Source organism: Streptomyces sp. NPDC002867, from assembly GCF_053591895.1.
Map to the genome: position 1 here is coordinate 25,914 of NZ_JBSFUR010000056.1, position 6,366 is coordinate 32,279.

The window sequence follows — 6,366 nt, forward strand, 5'->3', positions numbered from 1 at the left end:
TGAGGTCCGGGGCCTTTCCCGTGAACCGCCTTCGCGCTACGGGGTGTACACCGGGGGCTGCCCGGACGGGGCGCGGCGCCTGCGTCCGGCCAGCCACCCGGCCAGCCCGCATCCCGCTCCCGCCAGCCCGGTCACCGCTCCGAGCACCATGGCCGCACCGAGCGCCACCGGCACGTTCACGTCGTCGACGATCCGGCCCCGCACGGCCGTGAGCGGCACGGCCCCTCCGCCGGCCTCGTCGCCGAAGGAGCGGGAGTCACGGGAGTTGCCCCGGTTGTCCCCGAGCATGAACAACCGGTCCTCGGGGACCGTCACCTCGAAGGGCATCCCTCCGACGGGGTCGGCGCCTTGGACGTACGGCTCCACCAGCGGCTTCCCGTTGACCGTGATCGGCCCGCCGCCGATGCGGCCCACGAGCCGGTCGCCGCCGACGCCGACCACCCGCTGCAGCACAGGCAAGTCCCTGTAACGGGCCGGCATGCGATAGAGCACGACGTCCCCGCGGCGCACCTGCGAGCCGTCGACCTTTTCGTAGAAGAGCCGGTCACCGACGCCGTACGTCGGACTCATGCCCTCGCTCGCGACCGTGAGCCCCGAGTAGTTCGCCCGGAACGTCAGCAGCGCGCCCAGGACCAGCGCCACGCTTAGCGGCGCCAGCACCCATCCGGCCAGACGCAGGCCGCGCCCCGGTCTCCCCGATCCCATCTCTGTTCCCTCCCCGGAACCACTGGTGCGCCCGGCGACCGCCGTCGACGGGCGGTGCGGGCGCCGCGCGAAGCCCGCGCGGCGCCCGACCCTACGGGACGCCGATCACCCGACCTCGCGCAGCACCACGAGAACCGCCGACTCGTCCGGGGCGGGCATATGGGGGATGGCGATCTCCTAGCCGAGCCCCGTCGTGCCCTGCTCCTCAACGCGCAGGCTCACGCGCCCGCGACCAGCGCCTCGGCGTCGGCCACCTTGCCGGTCCCCCATGAACGGCGCGGACATGCCGGTCTTCCGCTCCTGCTCCGAGTACAGCTTGCGCCGGATGAGTGTGGCGAGGCCTGGCCGAGCGGCATCACCGGGCTCCAAGGCACGGAAAGCGCTGTCGGGCCGGGGCCCGGGGCCGCGGAATCTGGCCGGAACCAGGGGCCGGGCGGGCTGGGGCCGACTGGGCTGATCGGTGTAGATTCGTCACCGGTCAGACGTCGCTGCTGATGGCGGTCGGGCGGTCCCGCGCGGACCGGCCGAGGGAGAGAGGGCCTCCGACGGACTGTCCTGCGGGCTCCCGGGCATTCGTATGTCCAGGCCGCCGCAGAGCAAGCCGTACCCACCCTCGACCCGAACCACGAGGAGCAGCTCGCATGTCGACTGTCGCCAACGGCCAGGACTTCAAGGTCGCCGACCTTTCCCTCGCCGCCTTCGGCCGCAAGGAGATCACTCTCGCCGAGCACGAGATGCCCGGCCTGATGTCGATCCGCAAGGAGTACGCCACCGCCCAGCCGCTGGCCGGCGCACGCATCACCGGCTCCCTGCACATGACCGTGCAGACCGCCGTGCTGATCGAGACCCTGGTCGCCCTCGGCGCCCAGGTCCGCTGGGCCTCCTGCAACATCTTCTCCACCCAGGACCACGCCGCGGCCGCCATCGCCGTCGGCCCCAACGGCACCCCCGAGAACCCGCAGGGCGTCCCCGTCTTCGCCTGGAAGGGCGAGACACTGGAGGAGTACTGGTGGTGCACGGAGCAGGCCCTGACCTGGCCGAACACCCCCACCGGCGGCCCGAACATGATCCTCGACGACGGCGGTGACGCCACCCTGCTCGTACACAAGGGCGTCGAGTTCGAGAAGGCCGGCTCGGCCCCGGACCCCTCGACCGCGGACAGCGAGGAGTACGGCCACATCCTGACCCTGCTCAACCGCACGCTCGCCGAGAACCCGCAGAAGTGGACGCAGCTCGCGTCCGAGATCCGCGGTGTGACGGAGGAGACGACGACGGGCGTCCACCGTCTGTACGAGATGCACCGCGAGGGCACGCTGCTGTTCCCGGCGATCAACGTGAACGACGCCGTGACGAAGTCGAAGTTCGACAACAAGTACGGCTGCCGGCACTCGCTGATCGACGGCATCAACCGTGCCACCGACGTCCTCATCGGCGGCAAGACGGCCGTCGTCTGCGGCTACGGCGATGTCGGCAAGGGCTGCGCGGAGTCCCTGCGCGGCCAGGGTGCCCGGGTGATCATCACCGAGATCGACCCGATCTGCGCCCTGCAGGCGGCGATGGACGGCTACCAGGTCACGACCCTCGACGAGGTCGTCGAGACGGCCGACATCTTCGTCACCACGACCGGCAACAAGGACATCATCATGGCCTCCGACATGGTCAAGATGAAGCACCAGGCGATCGTGGGCAACATCGGTCACTTCGACAACGAGATCGACATGGCCGGTCTGGCGCAGGTGCCCGGCGTCGTCAAGGACGAGGTCAAGCCCCAGGTCCACACCTGGACCTTCCCCGACGGCAAGGTCCTGATCGTCCTGTCCGAGGGTCGGCTGCTCAACCTGGGCAACGCCACCGGACACCCGTCGTTCGTGATGTCCAACAGCTTCGCCGACCAGACGCTGGCCCAGATCGAGCTGTTCACCAAGCCCCAGGACTACCCGACCGACGTCTACGTGCTCCCCAAGCACCTCGACGAGAAGGTCGCCCGTCTCCACCTCGATTCCCTCGGCGTCAAGCTCACCACCCTGCGCCCGGAGCAGGCGGAGTACATCGGTGTCAAGGTCGAGGGCCCGTACAAGTCCGACCACTACCGCTACTGATCACCACGGCGACACCGATCACCTCCGATCGTCACTGATCTGGTCGCTGATCCGGATCTGATAGCCGGTCCGGATCTGATCGCTGATCCGCCGCCGGGTACCGGCGGCGGACGTGACCGGTACCAGGCAGGCCCCCGCACCCCCGTGTCGGGGGCCTGCCCCGTACCTCTCCTCGAACGGTCCGGTCAGGGCGTGTCGCCACGCCTCCGAGCCTCACCGCACAAGGACACTCACGCCCCCATGCCACGCGGCCGTTATTCGCTCCACGATCCGCACGATCACACCCCCCTCGGTGAAGAGCACTTCCAGTGCGCCCCCGGCCCTTCCGGCTGGCGCTACGTCTCCCGCACACTCACCCCCTCCGGAGAGCAGGCCGGCACCGTCGACCTGGCCATCGACGATCTCGGCCGCCCCATCCGACTCGAACTCCACGCAGCGGGCTGGCAGGTCCGAGGCGCCGCGCTGGACGGCGTCACGTGGGTCCGGACCGACCCCTCCGGTGCCCATGCCACGGAAGGCAATGTGCGCGCCCACGCCTTCACCGGCACTTCCCCCGCCTTCCTCGTCGCGACCGCCCGCCTGCTGCGTCTCATCCCCACCGCCCCCGCGACCCGCGTACGCATGGTCGCCTTCACGGACCCGGTCCTCGCCCCCCGCACCGTCGACCAGTCCTGGGCCCTGATGAAGAGTGAAGCGCACGCCACTGACAACGGCCCCCTGACCGTGGACGAATACCAGGTCAGCGCCCTGGACACGGGCGAACAGCACACCGTTCACATCGCCGGCGACGTGGTCCTCGCGGCGCCGGGCATCGAGCTGGAAGACCTCGAAAGCCCGCCGTCGGTCTTCCCCTGACGGCGGGCTCTGCGGCGGGGCCTCGGCCCGCCGGCCGCCACTGGGAAGAGGCCGACCGGTCGGGCGGGGTCAAGCGGGCGGGGCGAATCCGGTCGACGGCGGCGGCTTGACCTCGACGGGCTCCGGATGCCCTGGAGCACCGATCGGGACGGCCGCGCCCGCCGCCGCGACTCCGGTATCGGTCCCGGCCGCCAGGCCGGGACTCGCCCAGGCAGCCCCGCCACCCAGGCCAGAACCGGATTCGATGGATCCGTGCCCTGCGGATCCCTGATCCGAGCTTCCCCGCCGTTCGCTGCCCGACCCGGCTGGAGGCGCCGCCTCCGGCCCCGAACCGATACCCGCCCCGGTCGTGTCCGGCCGCGCCGTGTCCGGCGCTCGCGACGGCTCCACCGCATGTGCCCCCGCGGCCGCAGCGGCACGGTCGTCGGCCTCGGCGGACCTGGCCGCCGCAGCGAAGGCACGTCGTGCGTCGCGCGCCTGCCGCTCGTTCACCACAGCCGCCAGATACGCGGCGGGCGGCACACCTTCGGGCGCAGGCGTGCCCGTACGCGCCGACAGGTCGCCCGCGAGCCGCTGCGCCATCGACCAGCTCACGGCGGCGTCCAGCTGCCGCATGCGCGTCAGGTACTGGCGTATGGCGAGCCACAGATCGTCCGGCACACCCGACAGATCGAGCCCGGAGAACCGTCCGACCAGCCACGGTGGCGGCGGCGGAACCACCAGCGCCCCACGGGCCGCCGGCACCCGCTCCCGTACGACCAGCGTCCCGGCGAAGACGTCACCGATGCGCCGCCCCCGTGCGGAGACCAGCGAGGCGATACAGGCGATGACCCCGAACGTCATCAGGATCTCCACCACCCCCATCGCACCGCGCACCAGCGCGTGCCGGAACCGGATGGGCCCGCCGTCGTCCCGCACGACCCGCAGCCCGCAGGCCAGCTTGCCCAGCGACCGCCCATGACTGAGGGTCTCCACAGCGATCGGCGCACCCACGGGCACCAGCAGGAACGTCGCGATCGACACTGCCATGACCGCGGCCTCGTCAAGAGACGCCGTGGCCACCGCCAGCCCGATCGACACCAGCAGATACGCCGTCCACACCACCACCAGGTCGATCGCGAGCGCGAGCGCCCGGCTCGGCAACCTCGCAGGCTGCAGCCCCAGTACGACCGCGTCCCCCGTCACAAGCCCGCTCACCGCTGCCACCCCTCGCGTTCCTCGACCTTCCCTGCCCCTTGGTTCCTCAGTCTGCCAAGCTGACCGGCAGCGCGCCGCAGTAGTACGGACCGTACGCACCCAGTGCCTGGAGCAGCAGCCGACCATGGACCTCGACGTCTTTGTCACCGCCCACCGCGCAGAGTGGGACCGCCTCGACTACCTCCTGCGCAGGGGAGGCCATCTCGCCGGAGCCGAGGCCGACGAACTCGTCGCCCTGTACCAGCGCACGGCCACGCATCTGTCCCTTATCCAGTCCAGCGCGCCGGACCCGGCGCTCACAGGCAGGCTCACCCAGCTCGTCGCGCGCGCTCGCGCCACGGTCACCGGCACCCGGCGGGCCGGCTGGCGGGACGTCGTCACCTTCCTGACCGCGGGCTTTCCGGCGGCGGTCTACCGCTCCCGTCACTGGTGGATACCGACAGCCGTCCTCTCCACGCTGCTCGCGGCCGTGATCGGCTGGTGGATCGGCGCCCACCCGGAGGTCCAGTCCGCGATCGCCGCTCCGGAGGAGCTGCGGCAGATGACCAAGCCGGGCGGGGACTACGAGACGTACTACTCCAGCCACCCCGCGGCGTCGTTCGCCGCCCAGGTCTGGACGAACAACGCCCAGGCTGCGGCCATGTGCCTGGCCCTCGGCGCGTTCCTGTGCGTCCCGGTCATCTGGATTCTGTTCATCAACGTCCTCAACCTCGGAGTCGGCATCGGCCTGATGTCGTCCGCCGGACGCCTCGACACGTTCCTCGGGCTGATCCTTCCGCACGGGCTGCTGGAACTGACGGCAGTCTTCGTCGCGGCAGGCACCGGTCTCCGACTGGGTTGGACCGTGATCGATCCCGGTCCGCAGTCGCGACGGACCGCCCTCGCCCAACGGGGACGGGCCGCGATCGGGATGGCCATCGGCCTCGCCCTGGTCCTCTTCGTCTCCGGCGTCATCGAGGCCTTCGTAACCCCGTCCGGTCTCCCGACCTGGGCCCGGATCACCACCGGCGTCGTCGCTGAGCTGGTGTTTCTGGCATACGTGTACGTCCTCGGCGGCCGAGCCGTCCGGGCGGGCGACATCGGTGACGTGGACGAGTCGGACCGGAGCGCGGAGCTCCCGTCCGCGGCCTGAGGGGCGGATGTGCAGAGAGGCCCTGTGGGCTGCTAGTCTCCTCTTCGCCCACCGGACCCGTTGACACGGGAGACGTGGGGAGGTAGATTTAGACAGTTGCCTGGACTGGACAGGTTCGGGCGTGAACATCTAGAGTCTCTCTCGCTTCCGCCGGGATCTGATTCCCGAGAAGCCATTCCGAAATCTTTATCCGGATCAGCTCGCCGATTTGGTCGGCTGAAATGCTTCTGATAAAGTCGGGTCCGCCGGAAAGGGAAGCGCGAAAGCGAAGAACTGGAAAGCGCCGAGGAAATCGGATCGGAAAGATCTGATAGAGTCGGAAACGCAAGACCGAAGGGAAGCGCCCGGAGGAAAGCCCGAAAGGGTGAGTACGAAGGA

Annotated in this window: 5 protein-coding genes; 3 read left to right on the top strand and 2 right to left on the bottom strand. The window is 70.1% G+C overall.

Features of this window, described 5'->3' with window-relative positions; translation table 11 throughout:
* Window positions 1-36: 36 nt before the first annotated feature.
* Entirely contained in the window at window positions 37-705 is a 669-nt protein-coding gene (lepB, locus tag ACWD0A_RS30980; RefSeq protein ID WP_451303478.1) for a signal peptidase I, read from the bottom strand.
* Window positions 706-1,346: 641 nt separating this feature from the next.
* Between lepB and ahcY the strand changes: the two genes are divergently transcribed.
* A complete protein-coding gene (gene ahcY / locus ACWD0A_RS30985; RefSeq protein ID WP_451303480.1) occupies window positions 1,347-2,804 on the top strand; it encodes an adenosylhomocysteinase in 1,458 nt (485 codons plus the stop codon).
* Between the two features lie 240 nt (window positions 2,805-3,044).
* Window positions 3,045-3,659, top strand: a complete 615-nt coding sequence (locus ACWD0A_RS30990; RefSeq protein WP_451303482.1) for a hypothetical protein — start codon at window positions 3,045-3,047, stop codon at window positions 3,657-3,659.
* A 69-nt stretch (window positions 3,660-3,728) separates the two neighbouring features.
* Here ACWD0A_RS30990 and ACWD0A_RS30995 read toward each other — a convergent pair whose 3' ends face one another.
* Complete coding sequence (locus ACWD0A_RS30995; RefSeq protein ID WP_451303484.1) at window positions 3,729-4,856, bottom strand: RDD family protein; 1,128 nt, start codon at window positions 4,854-4,856, stop codon at window positions 3,729-3,731.
* Window positions 4,857-4,980: 124 nt separating this feature from the next.
* On the opposite strand from ACWD0A_RS30995, the gene ACWD0A_RS31000 reads away from it, so the two are divergent.
* The gene (locus ACWD0A_RS31000) at window positions 4,981-5,988 is read left to right on the top strand and encodes a stage II sporulation protein M (protein WP_451303486.1); all 1,008 of its coding nucleotides are present in this window, start codon (window positions 4,981-4,983) and stop codon (window positions 5,986-5,988) included.
* Window positions 5,989-6,366 lie beyond the last annotated feature (378 nt).